Origin of the sequence: Bradyrhizobium erythrophlei, assembly GCF_900142985.1 — a bacterium.
GTDB classification, from domain to species: domain Bacteria; phylum Pseudomonadota; class Alphaproteobacteria; order Rhizobiales; family Xanthobacteraceae; genus Bradyrhizobium; species Bradyrhizobium erythrophlei_B.
In genome coordinates, this window is the sequence record NZ_LT670849.1 from 1,836,039 (window position 1) to 1,855,674 (window position 19,636).

Genomic DNA, 19,636 nt, shown 5'->3' on the forward strand with positions numbered 1-19,636 from the left:
ATGGTAGCTAGTAATGCATGAGTACAGCCGATTCATTCCTAAGAGCTATGTCGAGGACCTTCGGGGCGGCTCTATCGAAACGAGTCAATCGGGTCGCAATTGATTGCATCGTCGGACTCCCAAGCGAACGGCAACGGTACCGAGGTTCCGTGACCCGTCTTTCGAACATGCATATTCGCCTCGATGATCGCATTTCGGATCTCCGAGACGAACGAGTAAAAGGCCAATGACTTGGGCCGGTTGGACTTCGACAGGATACCTGCGGTGCGAAGCGGTGTCGGGCTCTCCAACGGAATAAAACGAACGTTTGGGAATAGCTTTGCGAAATGCTTGGAGACTATGGCGCCGATGTTCAATTCCTGGACCAGGCTGATCATCGGCGCGGCCCCATTCATTTCGGCGACAATGATCGGCTCGGCGCCGATCGATTTGAAGTTGCTATCGAGAATATGCCGCGTATCAGAGCTCTTGGTCTGCATTACAAGCTCTTGTCGATGCAGTTCTACCAGCCTCATTCGTTTACGTGCCGCGAAGGGATGGTCCAGACCAACGGCCAGCACCATTTCGTCGATATAGAGCGGTTCAAACATGAAGCCCGGCCGCAATGCAGGACGATACGCGATGCCCAAGTCAATCTTTTCCTGATCCAGTTGCTCCTCGACCTCGTCAACGGGCAGTTCCAAAACCGTGACGCTGACCGCGGGATAGCGACGCAGAAAGGCCGCGACGGAGGACGGGACGAACTTGACGTTGAATGTGTAGGTTGAACCGATCTTGAGGGTACCCTGGCGTTGCCCCGGTGTTGCCTTCAACGATCGAACGCCATTGTCGATTTCGCGCAACCCGCGGGTCACGCCCGCCAGCAGCAGTTCGCCAGCTTCGGTGATCACTACGCGCTTTCCGATCCGCGAGAAAAGCGGCTGTCCGAGCTCATCTTCCAGTTGCTTGATCTGATGGGAAAGCGTGGACTGCGTAACGTGAACCTTCTCGGCCGCGCGGGTAAAGCTCAATTCCTCGGCCAACGCGGCGAAATAGCGAAGATGACGAAGTTCCATCGTTTCTTATCCTCACGCAGATGGCAGCTTCAAACTCGATGACCTGCCTGCTACTACTAAAACCAGGACGTGAGTCACTCTGCCGCGTCGGCCTCCCAACCAACGGGACCCAGCGCCGGTCGGAGACGACAAGCACCGAATCAAATTGTTGCCGATGTGATGGCGCTTGGTAATTTTCCGTGGCGTCGCCACCCCACCGATCCGGTAATCTCGCATGTTTTTAGGCGTGTCGACAAGTTTCTCGCGCGTCAGATCGCGGCCTGTGCGACGCTGGGCTACAGCAAGCAGATAGGTATCGCCAAGCATACGCATTCAAACAGATTTGGACGCCGCTTGGGCCGATCGGGTAAAGCCGCAACCGAGCCTCACGAAACTTGATCATGTCGGGTTTGTCGGAATTGCGAAACGGCCGCCGAATTGGCGCGCCTGATTAATCGTCAGCTCACCGACATTGAGCGACCCGCCACTCTCGAAGATACCAACAGGTAGCCAGTTTGTGCTCGCTACCTGTTGCCGGGGGATCTTGGTCAGCTTGGAGAGTTAGTGGTCGTGACTGTGATCGTTCCCATCCTCATCTCCGCGCTCGTAGTGCACGTGGTAGTGATAGTTAGGCGGCATGTGCCCCTTACACGCCGGCACCGGATCCGGAGCTGACGTACTCTGGCCTGCGGGCGGCGCGGGAACGCCGGCCGTCAGACCTGCCTGTAGCAGACGGTTCACGATGTCTTGCGTGTCGTCGCAAATCAGGAAGCGGTCCCTGACAAGTTGATCGACGGCAACCACAACCTTGGCCCGATACTCGGCGAACGAAGGATAACGCTCCTGGACCGACGGTCGCGGATCACCCGCAGTCGTGCGCGCCGCCTTCGTTGACTGGAACGGAATGTATTGGCCGGTCGCCTCACATCCGTCGTTCGCCCAGACACCGGAGCGCAGTCCCCAGCCGGTGTATGTCGCCAGCGGCACCACCAGTTCCGGCAAGCGGATTCCGGCAATATCATTGCCGTCGCTATCGGTCCTCGGCACGTAGCTTGGATAGATCTTGCCATTGGCTGGATTATCCTCGTAGGGCGACGTGAAGACCGGCGGATTGATCGTCGGCACGAATGTCTTGTAGAAGTCCGGCCCCATGTTGAACCGATACCGTGTGGTCTTCAGGCCGGTATAGGTGACGCCCGGAATGTGTGGGAAGCCTACCGCGTCCTGATTGGGCGCCACCAGCGTGTGATCCCGCAGTAATGGCACTCGCGAGGCTGGCGGCTGGATTCCGGACAATGACCATTCGTCCAGATCGGTCCAGAGCGCCCGCTGCACCGGAGCAGAGTCGAGCGGGTTTTGTAACTGCTGGCACAAGCCCTTCGAGGTCGGATCGCCGGCACCACCGTGCTGCTTGCTGGACAGCAGATAGTTTCGCGTCAGCGGATGATCCGGTAGATCGAATTTTCCGGTCGGATCGGTGCTCATCAGCGAGCCTGCTTTCACCCAGAACTCGTTGGCCGAATAGAACTCCGTGGCCAACGGGCAAGTGTGAGTTTCTTCGCACCTCTTGTAGCGCCAGTCGCTGGTGCCGGAGATCGGATCGAAGGTCGGCACGTTGGCGAAGGGGTAAAGGCCTTCGAGATAGAGTAGTTCCTGCCGGTTGCGGTTGGTCCGCTTGGTCTGCGACCAGCGGTAGTTCATGTTGATCCCGTCGCCGGCACCGATCCACTGCATCATGCCATCGAAGACCTGCCGGTGGTTCTCGTCCTCATTGAAGCCGAGGTGCACGAAGTCATTCAACGTTCGCGCGGGCTGCGAGGATGTCTCGGTGTAGATACGGCTAATGTGGCCGTTGATCGGATTCGGCGTGCCGAAGTCGTCATGCGAAGCGAACCGCAGGAAGGAATTGAAATCGCGGATCGCCGCGAAACCAAGTCCATTCACTGTCGGGTTCTTGGCCGTGTAGGAGAACTCGTAGATGTCGTTGTTGACGAAATTCCCCGTGGTCAACCTGATCGCCCGGTTGGGGAGCGTCCCGCTCGGTGGGTTCAGCGGATCGGGTGCGCTGGTATAGGCCCAGCCGCTGGCCGGCACCGGCACCGGCGGATCATCGAGATGGACACGATGGGTCAGCGTGGCCTTGCTCTGGTCGGTCGTGGCCGGCGGGTAAACCAGCGCGAAGCTGGCGGCGCCCGTTACGATGTATTCATAGGCTGGCCCGGTCACGGGATTGTTCGGATCGGTGCCGACGATCGGCAACGAGGCCGTCGCGGTGAGACCGTTCAGCGGCCCGAGATTATTTTCCCAGCCTGACCAGACTGTGGTGTAGCCGCGGGTCCACAGGAAGGAATCATCCAGAATTGTCGGATCGGTGAGCGCCTGCGGATCGTTGGTTCCAGTCGGCGTGTTGTTCAGCGTCTGATAGGTCTTGCCGCCGCGATTCGGCGGCTCATACATCATTTTGTGATTGCCCTTGCTCGGATCCACCGGCTGCAAAATGTAGAAATTGTGCGAATAGACGACATGACCCTGCGCGTTCTTCGGCGCGAGCTGGATGTCGGTGATAAGCGCATTCTGCGGATTATTGGGGTCCACCTCGCCGGTTGCAATCCCGGTAATGAACTGATACTGGCCCACGCCGGCAAACGAATGGCCGCCGAAGGCTATGCCGCTGTTCAGGATCTGGATCTTTGTGATGCGCGCCTGCGCATCGGGCGTGGCGGCCATGACACTAATCACCGCGAGGCTTGCAGCGCCGAGCCATTTCAGTTTGGGCTTTGTCAGTTTGCGCTTTGAACTGGAGACACGAAAAGGCGCACCGCTTGCGGTGTGAACCATAGGGACCTCCCGACTGTTGTTATCCGTCCTTCCGATTCTGCCAGGGCGGCAGATCGAGAACGGTTGAGCGGTAGCAACGTAAGTTGCAATTACGCGCTAGGCAAGCACGATGAATACGAATGCAATCCGGACACGCGTGCGCAACGTCAACGGCGACAGCATACGTTTCTTCGCAATGCGAAATCCGAAAAAGCCGATCATGCATCGCACAACATACGTCCAACATCAACGCGAGGCATGGCATCACAACGGCCGTCTGTCCTGAACAGCGCCGTTCGTTTCACCGCGCTTACCCCCCGAGGTCCCTTGGCTATTCCAGCCGTCGCCTCTCGAATGCATCTCCTGCGGCCATGGTCGCGCTACGGCGCGGGTAAAGCGACCGGTTTGCCTTTCTCGACGATGTAGCGCCACCACGCTCGTTTCGTACGAGACACCACTGCTTCGACTTGCGATGGAGCATCCGCGCGGCCCGCGCGTACGTAGTTGACACCCTGCCGTAGCAGCTACACGCGTTGGGTGCCGCATCTGTCAGAAGAGCCGCCATACGAGATGGCGGCTCTTCCGCAGTGTCAGATCGGTTGGGCCAACCCTGCTTATTGTTGCCGCACCTGGATGTTGCCGTTGTCGACGGCGCCGCCGACCGTATAGCTGCATCCGTCTGTACAGGTCAGGTAGAACTGGTCAGGCGTCTTGCGGATATGGGGATCGTGGTCGCGCCAGCGCGGATCGAGCCATTCGAGGTCCTGAATGAGCTCACGCAACAGTTGCTGACCATTGCTGTGCGCCAACGCGACGTGCGCCGGGCCGCCATCCCATTCTCCGTTGTCCTGGACACAAACACGGAAGCTTGCAGGCTTGCCGTTGAACAGACCATTGCCCGAAAACTCGACGGCATTGGCGCCCACCGTCACCGTGCCGCACTGATTTCGCACGCTGCCAAGCGAGACGAACTCGTTCAGGCGGATGGTGGTTCGGTTGGCCTGGTCGCTGAGTTCGAGATTACCTTCGATACGACCTAGGCCAGCGTCCACTCTCTTGGCACTCACGCTGAATTGGATATCGGCTTTATGGCCGTTGCCATTGCCTTTACCGTTGCCGGAATCCGCAGGTACATTACCCGCAATCATCCCACCGCCGGTTGCGGCTTTACGCAGACACGCATTGTACTTCGGGTCCGTGATTTCCAGAATCTCCAGGCCGTTATCGGTCCAACCCGTATAGAGGAAGCAATTCGCTTCGTCGTAAGGGATGGGCGGAGCACTATGGTCGGACGCATTGGACGGCGTCAAAGCGGGATTGGCAGGCGAGTTGTAGTAGGCGACCTCTTTCGGGTTCGTCGGATCGCTGAAGTCCACAACGCGCACACCCGACCAGTACGCCGCATACAACACCTGCGACATGTGGTTCTTGTTGTCGACGCCGACATAGTGCGGGTAGTACGTCTGTCCATTCTCCCCGATAGTGCAGTTCGCTGCATCATTTATCGCCGGATTCCACGTTGCCACGATCTTCGGATTCAATTCATCCGAAATATCGATCAGGCGTGAATAGGTTCTCTGGAGGCAATTGCCGCCCGAGTTCACCTGGAAAAGCGCCGGGCCCTCGTCCGTTGTAATGATATACGGCTTGCCGTTCTTGTGGACCACATATTGGGTGGTATGGGCGCTCGCGGACGTCCCGTTCCCATATGCCGCCGTCGGCTGATCGCACCAGGAGAACCACTTGATAAATTTCAGCTGTGGATTCGGACGGCGCTTGGCGATATCCGAAGAGTCCATGATCATCATGCCGTTGGCGCACGTGCCCACTGGATTGAAGCCGGCGCCACCGTAGAGAGCCATGTAGAGCCGGGTGCCGTCGAAGTTGGTCGTCACATCGTGGAAGTTCGACGTCGAGGCAACCATGTCACGAATCTCCGGCGGAAGTTGCAGCCGGTTCCAGTTGATATAGTCGACAGGATTCGCGGGGTCATCAAACGTCACCGCGTGCACGTCGACACGGGTGGGCTCAAGCAGGATGTTGCTTCCGATGAAGGGCACGCCCCAGAAGGTCTTGCCGTCATAGTGCAACCATCCGCCGTGATTGTCCTGAACATTATGCAATCCGGCGTATCCAGGCGTCTGGTGGGTCGACTTGAACGACGGATGCAAGCAGTCTTCTGAGACGTCATAGACGTCCACATCCGGCAATTGCTGGCCTGATCCCAGCAGAATTCCGTTCTGTGCCCTCAGCCCCTCATATGACTGCAGCATTGCGGGGGTGCGAAGAAGCACGCCAGTTGTCGGATTTGACGGGACAGACACGTCAAGCACGTACACGCCGGTGGTCGGCAAAGCCGGATTGGACGGGTTGCGTATGCTCGAATAGGCACAGGGACCCCAGATGGCAGTCGCACCATAAGTCCCGCGGTTGAACAGAACGTTCTGACCGACCTTGTTCATGCGGCACCAGAAGCCCTTAAAGCCGCCGGCCACCGTTCTCACATCTAGCGGAACATCGCCCTGCAAACCGGTTTCCGGCTGGTCTCCCGGCCCAGGCACGCATGCGGTCGTCGCCTGCGCGTGATCCGTTCCACCGAACGCTGAAATCGCCAGGGTGAGCAAAAAGGCCATCCCCACGTTTCGCGGCCTTAGCAAAAGCCTGAACATCGCTTCCTCCTAACCTCTTGTTTTTCTGCCTACCGGTGCTCGCAGCGCACAACCTTTCAGATGCGAGGACGAACACAATGCTATGGATACGCCGCGACGCAGAGCCCGATCAACGTCGCAAAATATGTACCACAATGAAAATGTCGGCTTGAGCACGCGAAGCACACGCATTTGCCGATCGAACCGCAAAGTAAGATTTGACCGGTTCGCTTTTTTTGCTAGCATTTTTCGAAATTGGAGGAATGCCATGAAGATCGTCGGACAGCGCGATGACGCAGGCGCGCTCGCCGTGCCTGATTTTTCCGGCAAACCTGAAATACATCCCGCAACGGTTGCACGATTTGCAAAGCTCGCAATAGCGGCGAGCACAGTCGTCATGCTCGTCGGCCTTTATGTCGGCATGAAGTACTCCTACGCGATTGGAACCTTCACCGCCGAACAATCCAGGGTCTTCCACGTCGACGTCAGCGAAGCTTGCCTGCACGGCACCGAGCCGGCGCCGGTGTTCGAAGCGCACGAGGGGGATCACGTTGTGCTCGCGGTCACGAGCCTTTTCCCCGGCGGCCTCTTCCTCCATGGACTGGAAACGGAGGTCGATATCGCACCCGGCATGGAGACCACGATCACATTCACCGCCGAACATGCGGGACGGTTCTTTTTGCACCTTCACGGCAATGACGCCGGCAACACCCATGCCGAACTCGCCGTTCTCGAAGTTGCGCCGCGCTAGCCATGCAATACTGTACAGTTCTTGAAGCTTCGCCGCGCCGGCCATGAAATACCGCGTTTTCCTCTTATTGGTGGTCACGTGTCTCCTGTCCGATGCCGCGCAGGCGCACTCCTTTGAAGTTCCCTACGTCCTGCCGATACCACTGTGGATCTACATGTACGCATGTATGGCCATGTTGGTGATATCGTTTGCGGCGATCGGATATTACTTTGCCACGCCCGCGGCCGTGACTTTGCCCGCGCCAGCTTCGGCCGGAACCGAAGTGAAAGATTATTCGGCGGCGGTTGGACGTTCGACCGTTCTCGTGCTGCGTACGGGTGCAATCGGACTACTGCTCCTGACGATCGTTGCGGGATTCATCGGCTCGAAGGATCCGATGACGAACATCAACATGACCCTGTTCTGGGTCTTGTTCCTACTCGGATTCGCTTACCTGACCGCAATTGTCGGCGACGTTTTCGCGATCATCAGTCCATGGGAGACGATGCTCGATATCTGTGAAACGTGCGGCCTCGACTTTTCGAAAGCACGCGTGACGTATCCGAAGGCACTTGGATATCTGCCGGCGCTATGCTGCTACATCGCGTTGATATGGATAGAGCTATTTACGGAACAAAGTCCGTTTGTTCTCTCGCTCGCCTTGGCGGCTTACAGCGCTATCGTCTTTATCGGCGCGTGGCTTTTGGGCCGAGAGACCTGGATACGCTATGGGGAGTTTTTCGGGGTCTTCTTCAGCTTGATCGGAGCGATGGCGCCCGTCGCCTATATCCGGAGTACGGTTCAGGACGAATGGCATTGGCGTTCAAGACGGCTCTTTTCCGGCATTGTTGAAGATCCAAAGAAGCACTTCAGCCTGGTGCTTTTCGTGCTCTTCATGTTGTCATCGACGGTATACGACGGACTGCATGACACGCAGGTTTGGCTCGATATCTACTGGAAGCATCTGCTGCAGCTTATCGAACCGATGTGGGGCTCGGTTGGCCTCAAAGAGAGGTCAACGCTCATCATATTCTGGCACACGGTCTACCAGCGCAGCGGTCTCATCCTACTTCTCGCGCTGTATGTCGGGGTCTACCTGCTTGTCATCGCAGTTGCGAAATGGATCGCAAGGATCGACGCCTCCGTGGCCAGCCTGGCACAGCGATTTGCGTTTTCGCTCATCCCAATCGCCTTTGTCTACAATGTTACCCATTACTTCACGTTTCTCGTTACGCAGTTCAGAGTACTGCCATGGCTGATGTCGGATCCGTTCGGCAAGGGCTGGAACCTATTGAATCTCAGTCGTCTGCCAGACCAATTCGGGCTTCTCGACATGGCGTTTATCTGGCATATGCAAGTGGGGCTGATCTTGGTCGGTCATCTGGCAAGTGTCTGCGTGGCCCATATGATCTCGCTTCGGGTCTGTCACACTCGCCGTCAGGCGCTATTGACCCAGGTTCCCATGCTCGTTCTGATGATCGCGTATACAAGCGTCGGACTTTGGATCCTTTCGTTGCATCTTTCGCAGCGGCTTAATGAGGCGGGTGGTTGAACGATGGCCATCTGGCGAAAACCAGGTCTGGGCGGCCGAGGCGGCAAACCGCCGGCTCCGACTTGCGGGCAAATGGCAGGCAGCAGCACGAAGTTGGGCCGAGCTCTGTCATTGCTGGTCGGCACGGTGCTGCTCGGAAGCATCGCGCAATTCATCGATATGCGGGCGGATGCCCAAACATCGTTACTCGACGATAATGCTCCGCCGGCTCGCACCGCGGTGCTTTCACCGCCCTTAAACCCCTCTTCAGCCCGCAACGAGGTGGCGGACGACACGGCAGGGCCACGCATCGGCGTTCGCGGGGCTGAGCTGGCCATCGGAGCCGAGGGACAGCAGCGAGACACCGCGTCGCAACAGGACGTTGATCAGGCGGCGCCGACACCGGCAAATCCGTTGTGGCGGCTGCCGCTCAATCAATTCTCGGCCACGCTCGAGCGGCCGATCTTTTCGCCGTCGCGCCGACCGCCCCCACCCGCCGTCACCTATTCCGCACCGGTCGCGGTCAAGCAACCACCCAAACCCCACGAGCCGGAGCGCCCCACCATTGCATTGACGGGAACCATTATCGGCACCGACGGCTATCGCGGAGCCGTTTTTCGGGACACCTCATCGCAAGAGGTTCTGCGCCTGCGCGTCGGAGAGAACTACCACGGCTGGGTATTGCTTCTCATCACTTCACGCGAAGCAAGGCTCGTGAAGGATGGCGAGCGGGCGCTTCTCGAATTGCCCAAGCCTGATGGTACGCCAGCACGGGCACGTAGCACGCAAGAAATCGCGCTGGACCACATATGGGCGGTGGGCGCGGAATGAGACGATACATTCGCAGGCAATTTTGGGGGGATGAAGTAGCGTGTGCCGACGCGCCTTGGACCGGCCGTTTCAACTTGCGCCACACTCGCTGACGCGCCCTCCTGCACTCATCCAACCGGTCGAACGAATAATCACTCGTGATAGTCTGCACGCGAGATGCCATGTCGTCTCAGCTTGTCATAGAAAGTCTTGCGAGGAAGTTGCAGGGTCTCGAGCACGCGCTGAAGATTGCCGTCATGGTCGCGGAGAACCGAGCGGATTACGGAAGCCTCGAAACGATTGACACGATCGGCCAGGCTGAGCTCGGACGAGTCCTCGTTTTCCCTGATCTCGACACTCGATTCCGCGGTCAAGCTCTCCGCCTCTATCCCCAGCGCGATGCGCTGCGCGAAGTGAAGTAGCTCGCGGACATTACCGGGCCAGGTGTGATCCTCCAGATGGTTGCGAACGGCGCGCGACAGTTCCGGAATTGGACGCCCGAATTGTTGCGATGCACGTTTGAGAAAATGTGCGAACAGCAGCGGAATATCTTCACGGCGCTCGCGCAACGGCGGAATACGCAATCTTACGACGTTGAGGCGGAAATAGAGATCTTTCCGAAAACTGTACCGGGCTATGGAGTCGTTCAGGTCAATCTTTGTGGCTGCGATAACGCGCAAGTCCAGACGGCGGGTCTGATTGGTCCCGAGTGGTTCGACCTGCCGTGTCTCCAGTACCCGCAGCAGCTTCACTTGCGCGGCAAGGGGCATCGATTCAATTTCATCGAGAAACAGCGTCCCGCCACTTGCATGCTCGATGCGCCCGATACGCCGCGACCTGGCTCCCGTGAACGCGCCAGCCTCGTAACCAAACAATTCGCTCTCGATTATGTTCTCGGGAAGCGCCCCGCAATTGAGGGCGACGAACGCCTTGCAGGATCGACGGCTGCGACTGTGCAGGAGTTGGGCGACCACCTCTTTGCCCGACCCCGTCTCACCCTCGACAAGCACGTCCACATCCGTGTCGGCGATCTGGTACAGCGTTTCGCGCAGCCGTGATATGGCGGGCGTTGCGCCAAGAAAAGCGCCGTCCTCGTCGCTCGCCTTTGCGATCGCCTGGTGCAGACTCCGGTTCTCAAGCACGAGTGTGCGCTTCTCGATCCCGCGCCGCAGGGCGTCGGTCAGGCGCCCGGGAATGAAAGGCTTGGTGATAAAGTCATAGGCGCCATCTTTCATCGCAGCGACGGCTAAATCGATATCACCGTGACCAGTCGTGAGAATGACCGGCAATTCCGGATCGATGGCTCGAACGCGGCCAAAGAGCTGCAAGCCGTTCATGTCCGGCATGCGAATATCCGTGGCAATGACGCCAGGAAAGCTGCCAGTGATTTCCGAAAGAGCCTGCTTTGCCGACGAGAACACGCGGGCCGCAAAGCCGCTCAGTTCCAGCATCTGGGCCGTCGCGCGACGAAGGTTATCATCGTCGTCGATGAAAATGACAAGCGGTTCAGTGCTCATTGTCCCACCCTCGGCAAAGTCAAGGTAAAGCAGGCTCCTTCGTCTGATGGTGTCAGCTCCAGATAGCCGCCGAGCTCGCGAGCAATTTCCGAAGAGATCACGAGACCAAGGCCAAGCCCGTTCTCCTTGCTGGTGGCGAAGGGCATGAACAGCATCGTTCGGATAGTTGGATCGAGGCCGGGACCGTTGTCGTGGACGATGAGCTGTACGTTCCCCGCGGACGCTGCATGTTGGATTTCAATGCGCGGATGTGGCCGACCTCGCAGAGCATCAAGCGCGTTCTGCAAGAGGTTGACGAGAATCTGTTCCAATCGGATACGGCTCGCCATAACGCGAAAGGAAGGATCACGGGATGGTATTATCACCGCGACGCCCGCCTCGCGGACGCGTCCAGACAAAAGCGACAACGCACCATCAATTGCATCATCGATCGTCAGAACCGTCGCTGCGCTCGGCGCGCGTCGGGCGAAGGAGCGAAGAGCCTCGGTCTTATTTGCAATTTGCTCCGTGAGGGCCGCGATTTGACCCAGACTGTCGACGCCGGAGTCGGATTTGCCCGACTCAAAGTAGCATTTTGCGTTGTGCGCATAGACCCCGATTGCAGCGAGCGGCTGGTTCATTTCATGGGCCACGCCCGCGGCAATCTGGCCAAGAATCGAGAGCCGATTGGCCTGTGCGAGCTCATCGCGCAAACGGTGCACCTTGGTTTCTGCGTTCTCGCGTTCGGCTATCTCGGCGGCCAGCGCAAGATTGGCGCGCTTGAGCTGATCCGTTCGCTCTTCCACTCGCTCCTCAAGTTCAGTGTTGATTTGCGTAAGAGCCGCACGACGCGCGGCCTGCAATTGCCTGCGCCGCCATGTGATTCGACCGAGTACGATCAACAGAGCGAATGCGAGAACGCCAGTGATCTGGCCGTCGAGCCTCGCACGGGTGATGATTGGATCGGCATACAGCAAAAGCATTAAACGCCAACCGGGAGCCGGACGGCCAACCGACCGAGACGTTCCAACGAGGGCGGTCGGCTTTCCGTCGATTTCAGCGATCGTAAGTTCGCCCTGCTGGCGAATGGGCACTGGCGTAAGGGGCGTGTCGTCCACTACCTGAAGATGCTCACGGACCGTACCGTTCTCAGGCTCTTTTAGCGCGGACAGTGTCGAGAAACGCCAATCGGGTATTGTCGTCCCGATGACCACTCCTTCCTCATTAATCACCGAGACCAGCGCCCCGCTCGCACGCCACGCCTTCTCAACGCCATCGAGTTCGACCTTGACGACGACAACGCCAAGCGGAGCCTTGGTTCCGTCGACACGTCGCGAAAGAAACAGACCGGGCCTCGCTGTCACCGCGCCCTGCGCGTATTGCATTCCGACGCCGTGGGTCATCGCGTCGCGAAAATAGTGACGGAACGGAAATTTGACGCCGGCAAAGCTGTCCGGCTCATTGAAATTACTCGTGGCGAGAGTACGACCATCGGCGCCGATCACGTAAATCACCGTAGATCCGGCATCCTCCGCGATGTCTTTCAGCTTCCGGTCGAGATTGGCTTCAGCATTGGCATCATATGTCTCCAATAGCGCGATGACGTCAGGATCACGTGCAAGCGTCAAAGGGATAAGCCTCTGCTTCTCGATCTCCCCGGCAAGAGTTGCTGTAGCAAGAGGCAGGCCGGCTCTGGCCTGATCCACGAGGTTGTCAACGGCGCGATTAGCAGCCAAACGCCCGGCGACCAGCGCAGCGCTCACCAATACTGCGAACGCGACCAAACCGCCAACGGCTGTCGCCAACCACCTCTGGGGGACCCACGTGTCAAGGCCGCGTGTCCGTTCATTTGATCTTGCGCCGATGAGACGAACGGATTCCATTTAAGACCACTGTGCCAGAAACCGCACATTGAATCGCAAGAGAGTGCGCGATTCCGCGCTCTCAGCTCCCTCGACGAAAATATTAAACAGTCTTTCAGCCAGTTAGCAATTCTCACGTCTGGCACGCTCCATGCTAATACTTTCATCAATGAAGCAAGATCCGTAGCAAGGACTGAGCGGGAGGATTCAAGGCGAAACGAACAAGTGACGAGACCACTTACAATCAGTGACGCTGTCGATCATCTGCTCAGGACGCTAGGGCGTAGCACACTTGATTTTCTGTTTCGACTTCGGCGCGCAGCTGGCAACCTGATGTACGGCCAAGTTAAGGGTTGCCTTCTTCATCGATAGACAAAAAACTAAGAGAAACCCGGGGGACGAAAATGACAGTGATCGGCTATGCGGTGAGCACCATCGATCAGGAGTTGTCGGCTCAGAAGGCGATACTGCGGGCCGCGGGCTGCAACGTGATCCGGACAGAAAGGCGCAGCGGCGCAACGGCAGCGAGCCGGAGACAGTTGCGCACCATTCTGAAAAACCTCCACAACTACGATGTGCTGATGGTAAGCCGAATCGACCGGTTGGCGCACAGCGTCTGCGATTTGCAGGAAATCATTCTGGCGATCAAAGCCAAGGGCGCATCACTGAAAGCACTGGAACAACCCGTCGACACGAGCACTGCCGCCAGCAAGGCGTTCCTGGACATGCTGGGTCTCTTCGCGGAGTTCGAGACAAACCTGCGCAGGGAGCGCCAGCGTGAGGGCATCGCCAAGGCCAAGGCGGAAGGTAGATATAAGGGCCGGCCGATCTCGATCGACGCCGCGAGAGTGCACGAACTCAAGGCGCAAGGCAAAGGCGTCACCGATATCGCCAAGGAGATGAATATTGCACGGTCGTCCGTGTACAGGGCGCTCAAGGAGCGGCGTGAAAAGGGCCTGCGACGGCGATCCAGTGATCGTCGCCCGGTTTCTGGCGTCTGTATGCATCAGGGACTCTTGTTGCAACCCGGAGAGAGCGTTCATGCGCAACGAGCGATTAAGCAGTACGACGTGAGGCAGACACCTCTCCTCGCTCCCGGCAGTGGCGGCAACCGGGGCTCACGAAAGGAAAAAGAGGAGAGCTTCGAAACCTTTGGATTTGAACCGGCCCTTACATCGTAGCGACGTTATCTTGTCGCCGACTACGGTTTGAGTGACAAGAAAAGGAGATGAGGCGCCAGCAGCACAAACCGGCAATTCGTTCCTCTTGTGCTAATCGATCTCCGCGCCACGCAAGCCCGCCAGTGATCGCCGGGATTGACAACCCGGTTGCCAGGCAGCTTGCGCTGCTATCTACCGCCGGCTGCCCCGGCGCTCACCCACATTAGCGGGCTTCAGCCTGATGTCATCCGGATCCTCGCGCACGGCGAAGGACGCCTGCGAAAGTCCCGGCTGCGGCAAGGCCACGACGAAGGTCAGCTGGCTCTTCTGAAACGACGCCTCGCGGCTCTGGACCGATCGAAGCTGCCAGCCCTGAAAATTCTCGCCGAGCTTCAGGCGAACGACGGCCTTGGTGGCCTGATCGACGAAGATGGCGAGCTTGGCGTCATCGCCCGAGATGGTGCCGACCAGCGAAAGCTGCGGCTGCTCGGGCTCCTTCGGCTTGGGTGGTGCAACCGCTTCCGCGACCGTCACGGCGGATGGTCGCGGCGCCGGCGGGCGGCGCGATGGGAGGAAAACCGGGCGCTCGCGCGTGACGGTGAATTGCTTGACCGGCATCGCCCACAGCGGATTGGCGCTGAGGGCACGTTCGGCAGCACGAGCGGCAGGGCTAGAAGGCGGAATGGCAACCTCGACCACGGTCGTGGTGGGCTCGCTCCAGGTCGAGGGAATCGAGGCGTTGGGTCGCGCGCCATCACCCTGATCGTCGAGCAGGGGATCGGAGGCGGTGGTTGCCGCAGACGCGCTTGCGCATAATGGCAGCGCGAGAACGAGAGTCCGGACAGCAAGTTTGCGCATCATCACCTTACCCCTTGCCACTGTGCGGAGACGCCGAGCAGAAACCGCAACTTGCCTTCGCCGGGGGTCGCCACCTGAATGTCGAGCTGGTCGACAAACAGAAACGGCATTCCGGCTTCGAGATCATAGAGCAACGATTGCAGCGCCGCCTGCTCGAGTTCGCAGTTGGCCACCATGCTGACGAAACCGGCCTTGGCGTTCGGGCCGCCTTGCACGTCAAGCTGGGACGACAACACGTTGCCGCCCGCCTTGGTCACGGCCGCCGCGACACGCTGCAAAAGCGCCGCGCCGGCTACGGTCACCGTGGCACCTTCGAGAAAGGCCGAGCCTGAGGGCACGCCGGCCTCGCCCGAACGCTTGTCGGCCGAAGGCGGCTTGCGACCTTCCAGTTGCTCCAGCATCGCGGCGGCCGACGCCACCGATGCGCGCTGGTTGAAGAGATCGATCAATGAACTGGCGGCCACCACCAGACACACGACGACAAGGCCGGCGTAAATGGCGCCCGCGATGATCGGGGAGCTCACGAGAGCTTTTCTTAAGGCAGCCGCAAAATTCATGTCTTCGATCCAAAGGACGGCGTGATACGGGCTTCGATGTGGAATTGCTCACCCGACGCGTTCTGCGCGCGCGTGGTTGGCGCAAAGAATGTCGCGCGCTCGAATTGCGGCGACTTCTCGATCAGACGGATCAACGACGGCGCATCCTGCGTCATGCCGACCACCTGAACCTTGTCGCCATCGATCCGAAGTTCGGTGACAAAGGTGCCGTCGGGCAAGGCCTTTGACAGTGCTTCCAGCACGACGACGGTAGAGGGGCTGGTTTGTTTGCGTTTGGCGAGCAGGCCGAACGCCGAACCGCCATCGGGACCGAGGCGGAGCGCGGCACGGCGCTGCGAAATCCGTTGCATCAACGCCTGCTGTTCAGAATCGAGGCTGTCGCCGAAATATAAGGCTGCCACCAGCGAAATCGCAGCCGAAAGCGCTGCAGACAACAGCACAGTTCGCAGCACACGCGACGTATCCATCATACGTCCAGACCCGCTCCACAGCGATTGATCGAGCACCTTAATCCTTCCAGCCAGCTCGTTCCCCGCGGGAGGCGCGGCAAAGACCGCGAGTGATTGAGCATTGAGGGCAGTTGCCAACTGAATAAGTGGCTCAACCTCTTGCCTCGATGCCGCGGCCAGCGTGAGTTCGATTCGTCCGTGAGGATTCGCTGATGGCGTGCTCCAGCCGAATACGGCAGCATCCGCCGACCACGGCGTCAGACGGTCGATCTGCGTATGGATCATGGCGTCTAGAAAATCGGCCGCCTGCTTGGGAAAGTCGAGAGGCCGGAACATCACCTGATCCGGCGCCAGTTCCATTTCAACATGGCTGCCGCGAAATGCCGACTGCCAATTCGAGGGCAGCGGCGGGTTTGGTCGGCCGCCCGAAATTCGAAAAGACAGATCTGAAAGCGCCTCACCCTTTTGCGACGACTTCAGCTTTGCGGTCAGCAGGCCGTCGCTGCCCGCCTCGAGCACGATATGTCGCCCGGGCGCATACCGGCCGACGGCGGAATCGACAGCACTCGCCACGGTCGCTATCCACTCATCAAACAAACCTTTCGCTTCGGATAGGACCGAAATCACCTGTTCGACCTCCTGAGAGGACGCCCCACGATCTCCCCGTAGTCGTCACGCCAGAACAATGTGCTGTAAGCGCCTTTGACGTTCTGCTTGGCGGCGGCCTGCCCTTTTGTGGTGTCGGTCTTGCTGCCGCCGCCGGCCAGCAAGATCACGGCTTCGGAGACGACGCGGCGGCCCTTGTCAAAGCGCAGCATCGTTTGAACCCGATAAGTCTTGTTCTCCGGCAAGGTCGTGGCGGCCTTGGCGGGACCGAGCGCGGCCGCGATTGCCTTCGGATCGCGGGGCAATGACGACCGCTGCTTCAGAAAATCGTTGAGCGCCTGCGGCGTCATGCCGGGCAGCGCGGCAACCACTTCCGCCGGCGCAACCAGGGGGTCGATGTCGGCGGACTTGCTGAACACGGTCACAAACGGCAGCATGCGCTCGATGATGGTCGGCGTCGCACCCAGCACCAGGCTCAGCTCGTTGACATGGACAAAAGGCGCGCTTCTTGGCGCGTAGTTGAGACCCCTGGCAAGGTAGAGCGCGGACTCATCGTTGGCGTCATTCGGCTTGGATTTGGTCCGCCAGCCTATCACGCGGTCAGCGAGTTCATCAGCTGTTGCTTGTTCCAAACCGAGAACCTGGAACAGGCCTGCGAGCATTTCCTTTGGCGCTTGATTGAGATCCACTCGCGCCGCTTCCGAGGTAAAGGTGACGAGCGCATCCGCATCGTCCATCCGGAAACTGAACGAGCCCTGCGAAGGCCGTTCTTTTTCATCAACCAACAGCAGCCGATAGGCTGTCAGTTCCAGGCTGGCCGAGACCAGAGCATCCCGTTCGATGCTTATATCGGTTGCTCCTAACGCGCGGGCTGAATTGGCGAGATAAACCGAAAAGATCATCGCAAGGGCCGCCAAAGCCATCAGAATCCACAGTACGGCAACGATGACGAAGCCAGCTTCGGACGATCGCGCCGCTTGCCTGAGGTGCCCGTTCATCGTGCGTTACCTTGCCCAGCGGCCTGCTGCGATGGGTTAGACGAATTTGGCTGCGGAGTGCCGTTTTGGTTAATTGGTGAGCTGGCGTTGTCGGCGTCTTGCGCGGCAGACTGGACGTGGATCGACGTGACGGTCGAAATCGCTCGCCCGTTCGAAGAATCTTGCACGGTCAACCTGATTCTACTCGGCAGTTTGCCGGGATCCCGCCAACTGCTTTGCCATTCCTCGTCGTCGTCGCCCGCATAGGCGAAGGTCAACCGGTAAGGCGTGCGCAAGAGCACCACGGGCTCACGAAAATGAAACTGGTTGGAAGCCAATGCGTCCGGCGGCACAGGCCGGAACTGCGTTCGTGATCGAACTGTGGCGAGGCCCGCTCTATCAGTCGTTTCAGCAAGTTGTATGACGTCGAGCTCCGGACCGGCGTTTGGACCGAGCGCGGCACGAACGAAGGTGATGGACCGCTCGGAGCCGGCGAAGAACGGTCCCATATCGCTGGCGCTCGCCGGCACGGGGAGGGCATCGGCCAGGTCCTCGGCAAGCCGTTGCAAGGTGATGCCGATCATCTCGCTGCGCTGAATGCGATCGAGGCCGCGATTCCAGTTCGGCAGCCAGCGCGCGGTGATGTTGGCGAGCGCCGACAGTACCAGACCTGTGAGCGCCAGCGCCACCAGGCTCTCGATCAGGGTAAAGCCGCCCTCACCCTTTCGTCTGTCCACCGATACCGTCATTGCTGCGACCCATGCACCAAGCGGACCGTCCTGAGATCCTTCACCGCGCCCGACGGCGAGCGGACCTGCACCCGGACGAGCGCAGGAACCCAGTCAACGTCCCTGTTTGATGCCTCCCCTTCTCTACCCATCGGACTAATGTCGATCCGCCATTGATGGTCGCTGGTCCTGCCCGACCACGTCCCGAAGCCGATCTTGGCGCGCGAAGAGACTTCGCTTGCCATCACCGAGCGTACGGCTTGGATCATCGTGACGTGCTGTTCCATCGTGCGCACCCCGCGCACATTGGTCGACATCACCGATCCGATCGCCACGATCGATACGGCGACGAGGGCGAGCGCGATCAACACCTCGAGAATCGTGAAGCCGGCGGTGCTGCCGTCAGTTGGCGACGTTCTTCGAAACAATTTCGATCCTTCCGGTCAGCCAGTTGACGCGGACCTCATAGCCGACATCCGCGCGCGTCAGCGCTACCGCGCCGCCGCAGGACATGCCGCTGGCAAAGAAGCTGATCGTCGACAGCGCCTCGCGTTGATTGCAGGTGCGGGGCAAGACCGCCTCGAAATGAACATCGTCCGGAATGCGGATCATGTCCGCGCTGGCGCCCGACCGGATCACGCGACTGCCGGGATCGACCAGGGTAGCGATCCCAGTCCCGCGCCGGATCGCCGCGTTGCGGTCTTCCTTGAACAGGGCCGCCGTTTGCAGGGCGTATCCCTGCAAACGCGACTGGGTGGTGTGACGCGGCACGAACGGCAGCAGAATAGCCGCCAGCATCGCAATCAGCGCCAGCACGCACACCATTTCCAGGAGCGTGAAGCCGCGCTGGCGCTCGGAGGCCCTATTCATTTTTGGCATTGACGAGGTTCTCGCTCGAAATGTCGGCGGCCAGTCCGCTGCCACCTTCCTGGCCATCCGCGCCATAGGAAATGATTTCATAGGGGCTGTGCTGGCCCGGGGAGCGATAGATGTAAGGATGATTCCAGGGGTCGTTCGGCAGGGTGTTGCCCTTCAGGTAAGGCCCATTCCAGGCGCCGACGCCCGACGTCCGCTGCATCAGCGCGGCAAGGCCTTCCGACGACGATGGATAGCGGCCGGCATCGAGGAAGAACAGATCGAGCGCGCTTCCGAAGCTCTGCAGCTGAATCCGCGCCGCCTTGACCTTGGATTCGCTCAGATAGTTGAGAACGCGCGGACCGATCAGCCCCATGATCAGGCCGATGATGGTGATCACGACCAGCATTTCGACCAGGGTAAATCCGGCCTGGCCGGACCCATGCCGGCGCTCGCGCTTTTCGTTTGCGGTGAAGAAAATGCCAACGTGTTTGCGCATGTGATCTGATCCTTGTGCT

At 59.2% G+C, this 19,636-nt stretch carries 17 protein-coding genes; 4 read left to right on the top strand and 13 right to left on the bottom strand.

What is annotated here, in order from left to right:
* Positions 1-71: 71 nt before the first annotated feature.
* From BUA38_RS08625 to BUA38_RS08635, 3 genes are all read right to left on the bottom strand, one after another.
* The gene (locus BUA38_RS08625) at positions 72-1,055 is read right to left on the bottom strand and encodes a LysR substrate-binding domain-containing protein (protein WP_072817558.1); all 984 of its coding nucleotides are present in this window, start codon (positions 1,053-1,055) and stop codon (positions 72-74) included.
* Between the two features lie 540 nt (positions 1,056-1,595).
* Complete coding sequence (locus BUA38_RS08630) at positions 1,596-3,872, bottom strand: alpha/beta hydrolase domain-containing protein (RefSeq protein WP_072817559.1); 2,277 nt, start codon at positions 3,870-3,872, stop codon at positions 1,596-1,598.
* Positions 3,873-4,465: 593 nt separating this feature from the next.
* Positions 4,466-6,520, bottom strand: a complete 2,055-nt coding sequence (locus tag BUA38_RS08635) for an LVIVD repeat-containing protein (RefSeq protein ID WP_156898451.1) — start codon at positions 6,518-6,520, stop codon at positions 4,466-4,468.
* Positions 6,521-6,767: 247 nt separating this feature from the next.
* On the opposite strand from BUA38_RS08635, the gene BUA38_RS08640 reads away from it, so the two are divergent.
* From BUA38_RS08640 to BUA38_RS08650, 3 genes are all read left to right on the top strand, one after another.
* Positions 6,768-7,250 (top strand): hypothetical protein, encoded by a 483-nt coding sequence (locus BUA38_RS08640; RefSeq protein ID WP_072817561.1) that lies wholly within the window; start codon positions 6,768-6,770, stop codon positions 7,248-7,250.
* 43 nt (positions 7,251-7,293) lie between these two features.
* The gene (locus BUA38_RS08645; protein WP_072817562.1) at positions 7,294-8,781 is read left to right on the top strand and encodes a hypothetical protein; all 1,488 of its coding nucleotides are present in this window, start codon (positions 7,294-7,296) and stop codon (positions 8,779-8,781) included.
* A 111-nt stretch (positions 8,782-8,892) separates the two neighbouring features.
* Positions 8,893-9,591, top strand: a complete 699-nt coding sequence (locus tag BUA38_RS08650) for a hypothetical protein (protein ID WP_156898452.1) — start codon at positions 8,893-8,895, stop codon at positions 9,589-9,591.
* A 131-nt stretch (positions 9,592-9,722) separates the two neighbouring features.
* Here the strand turns inward: BUA38_RS08650 and BUA38_RS08655 are convergent, their stop codons facing one another.
* A complete protein-coding gene (locus BUA38_RS08655) occupies positions 9,723-11,087 on the bottom strand; it encodes a sigma-54-dependent transcriptional regulator (RefSeq protein WP_072817564.1) in 1,365 nt (454 codons plus the stop codon).
* Complete coding sequence (locus BUA38_RS08660; protein ID WP_072825952.1) at positions 11,084-12,871, bottom strand: sensor histidine kinase; 1,788 nt, start codon at positions 12,869-12,871, stop codon at positions 11,084-11,086. The genes BUA38_RS08655 and BUA38_RS08660 overlap by 4 nt, the downstream gene beginning before the upstream one ends.
* 461 nt (positions 12,872-13,332) lie before the next feature.
* Between BUA38_RS08660 and BUA38_RS08665 the strand changes: the two genes are divergently transcribed.
* Positions 13,333-14,109 (top strand): recombinase family protein, encoded by a 777-nt coding sequence (locus tag BUA38_RS08665; RefSeq protein ID WP_083587511.1) that lies wholly within the window; start codon positions 13,333-13,335, stop codon positions 14,107-14,109.
* 171 nt (positions 14,110-14,280) lie between these two features.
* Here the strand turns inward: BUA38_RS08665 and BUA38_RS08670 are convergent, their stop codons facing one another.
* From BUA38_RS08670 to gspG, 8 genes are read right to left on the bottom strand one after another with little or no spacing between them, the layout of a single operon-like run.
* On the bottom strand, positions 14,281-14,949 hold the full coding sequence (locus BUA38_RS08670) for a hypothetical protein (RefSeq protein WP_072825953.1): 669 nt from the start codon (positions 14,947-14,949) through the stop codon (positions 14,281-14,283).
* Complete coding sequence (gene gspM, locus BUA38_RS08675) at positions 14,949-15,470, bottom strand: type II secretion system protein GspM (RefSeq protein WP_338076348.1); 522 nt, start codon at positions 15,468-15,470, stop codon at positions 14,949-14,951. Before gspM ends, BUA38_RS08670 begins: the two co-directional genes overlap by 1 nt.
* A 29-nt stretch (positions 15,471-15,499) precedes the next feature.
* Positions 15,500-16,525, bottom strand: a complete 1,026-nt coding sequence (locus BUA38_RS08680) for a PilN domain-containing protein (protein ID WP_244553216.1) — start codon at positions 16,523-16,525, stop codon at positions 15,500-15,502.
* A 50-nt stretch (positions 16,526-16,575) separates the two neighbouring features.
* On the bottom strand, positions 16,576-17,556 hold the full coding sequence (locus tag BUA38_RS08685; RefSeq protein WP_072817567.1) for a general secretion pathway protein GspK: 981 nt from the start codon (positions 17,554-17,556) through the stop codon (positions 16,576-16,578).
* Entirely contained in the window at positions 17,553-18,284 is a 732-nt protein-coding gene (locus tag BUA38_RS08690) for a PulJ/GspJ family protein (protein WP_072817568.1), read from the bottom strand. The genes BUA38_RS08685 and BUA38_RS08690 overlap by 4 nt, the downstream gene beginning before the upstream one ends.
* Positions 18,281-18,634 (bottom strand): general secretion pathway protein GspI, encoded by a 354-nt coding sequence (locus BUA38_RS08695; protein ID WP_072825956.1) that lies wholly within the window; start codon positions 18,632-18,634, stop codon positions 18,281-18,283. Before BUA38_RS08695 ends, BUA38_RS08690 begins: the two co-directional genes overlap by 4 nt.
* A gap of 31 nt (positions 18,635-18,665) precedes the next feature.
* The gene (locus BUA38_RS08700; protein WP_072817569.1) at positions 18,666-19,142 is read right to left on the bottom strand and encodes a prepilin-type N-terminal cleavage/methylation domain-containing protein; all 477 of its coding nucleotides are present in this window, start codon (positions 19,140-19,142) and stop codon (positions 18,666-18,668) included.
* Positions 19,126-19,617, bottom strand: a complete 492-nt coding sequence (gene gspG, locus BUA38_RS08705; RefSeq protein WP_083587514.1) for a type II secretion system major pseudopilin GspG — start codon at positions 19,615-19,617, stop codon at positions 19,126-19,128. Before gspG ends, BUA38_RS08700 begins: the two co-directional genes overlap by 17 nt.
* Between the last annotated feature and the right edge of the window lie 19 nt (positions 19,618-19,636).

What these genes read in the sequence shown, in the direction of transcription:
- BUA38_RS08625 (WP_072817558.1), bottom strand. Translation starts at nt 1,055, where the DNA reads ATGGAACTTCGTCATCTTCGCTATTTCGCCGCGTTGGCCGAGGAATTG.
- BUA38_RS08630 (WP_072817559.1), bottom strand. Translation starts at nt 3,872, where the DNA reads ATGGTTCACACCGCAAGCGGTGCGCCTTTTCGTGTCTCCAGTTCAAAG.
- BUA38_RS08635 (WP_156898451.1), bottom strand. Translation starts at nt 6,520, where the DNA reads ATGTTCAGGCTTTTGCTAAGGCCGCGAAACGTGGGGATGGCCTTTTTG.
- BUA38_RS08640 (WP_072817561.1), top strand. Translation starts at nt 6,768, where the DNA reads ATGAAGATCGTCGGACAGCGCGATGACGCAGGCGCGCTCGCCGTGCCT.
- BUA38_RS08645 (WP_072817562.1), top strand. Translation starts at nt 7,294, where the DNA reads ATGAAATACCGCGTTTTCCTCTTATTGGTGGTCACGTGTCTCCTGTCC.
- BUA38_RS08655 (WP_072817564.1), bottom strand. Translation starts at nt 11,087, where the DNA reads ATGAGCACTGAACCGCTTGTCATTTTCATCGACGACGATGATAACCTT.
- BUA38_RS08665 (WP_083587511.1), top strand. Translation starts at nt 13,333, where the DNA reads ATGACAGTGATCGGCTATGCGGTGAGCACCATCGATCAGGAGTTGTCG.
- BUA38_RS08670 (WP_072825953.1), bottom strand. Translation starts at nt 14,949, where the DNA reads ATGATGCGCAAACTTGCTGTCCGGACTCTCGTTCTCGCGCTGCCATTA.
- BUA38_RS08685 (WP_072817567.1), bottom strand. Translation starts at nt 17,556, where the DNA reads ATGAACGGGCACCTCAGGCAAGCGGCGCGATCGTCCGAAGCTGGCTTC.
- BUA38_RS08690 (WP_072817568.1), bottom strand. Translation starts at nt 18,284, where the DNA reads ATGACGGTATCGGTGGACAGACGAAAGGGTGAGGGCGGCTTTACCCTG.
- BUA38_RS08700 (WP_072817569.1), bottom strand. Translation starts at nt 19,142, where the DNA reads ATGCCAAAAATGAATAGGGCCTCCGAGCGCCAGCGCGGCTTCACGCTC.
- gspG (WP_083587514.1), bottom strand. Translation starts at nt 19,617, where the DNA reads ATGCGCAAACACGTTGGCATTTTCTTCACCGCAAACGAAAAGCGCGAG.